This window comes from Camelimonas fluminis, from assembly GCF_014656355.1.
Classification (GTDB): domain Bacteria; phylum Pseudomonadota; class Alphaproteobacteria; order Rhizobiales; family Beijerinckiaceae; genus Camelimonas; species Camelimonas fluminis.
The window spans coordinates 1-782 of sequence record NZ_BNCG01000159.1; the positions used below are offsets into that span (position 1 = coordinate 1).

At 50.4% G+C, this 782-nt stretch carries 2 protein-coding genes; both read left to right on the top strand.

All coding sequences use genetic code 11. The features are described 5' to 3' along the window. Positions 1-64 precede the first annotated feature (64 nt). Positions 65-253, top strand: coding sequence for a helix-turn-helix domain-containing protein (locus IE243_RS22950; RefSeq protein ID WP_191321588.1), 189 nt, complete (start codon positions 65-67; stop codon positions 251-253). Positions 254-357: 104 nt separating this feature from the next. Next, positions 358-663, top strand: coding sequence for a hypothetical protein (locus IE243_RS22955; RefSeq protein ID WP_191321587.1), 306 nt, complete (start codon positions 358-360; stop codon positions 661-663). Positions 664-782 lie beyond the last annotated feature (119 nt).

Below are 782 nucleotides of genomic sequence, written 5' to 3' on the forward strand. Positions count from 1 at the left end.
ATGTGAGAACTACTTCGTTTCATGCGGATATGAGCCGGAATGATCGAAAAACGCTCTAGGTCGCCTGTTCAACGCGCGTGGAGAGATCGTCGAACGACAAACTCTCGTTGAGGCATTGGGTGAGGATGTATATGAATTCAACTATTCGCACTTGGACACAATCGTTAGCCGCCTGCGAAAAAGGGCAATGAAAGCAAACATGATACTCCCATTTCATGCCGTTCGCGGGGCTGGATTCACCTTTCCTAGTTAATTATCCATAATCATAATAAAACTGACGTATTTAACTTCGCTATTGCTCTATCAAAGGCTACCTTCGGCGCCATTTCTTCGGAGCAGGGCTACGGCATTTATGCTTTGAACACCGTCAGAGCGGGCAGGCTCGCCATTAACGTTGCGGATGTTTCGGGCGGCAGCAATGGCATCCATGTCGAGGCGAATGGTGCTGGCGATATGATAGTTGCGTCAAGCGGTACGGTCACTGGCGCCCAATATGGCATGCAGATCTCCAACTCGATCTCCGGCAACCTGACCATCACCTCCACCGGTCAGGTGACGGGCATCGGCTGGGATGCGATCTCGGCGACCAATAGCATCGGAACGGGCGATCTCGTTATCAACAGAGGTGGTCCTGAATTTTGGACCAGTCCCCCGACTATTTAAGTTCGTGCCATGTGCATCCTTGTACGTCGTCAGAACATTTTGCGCAGATCGCGGCGTAAATTAGAGCGTTTTTCGATCATTCCGGCTCATATCCGCATGAAACGAAGTAGTTCTCACAT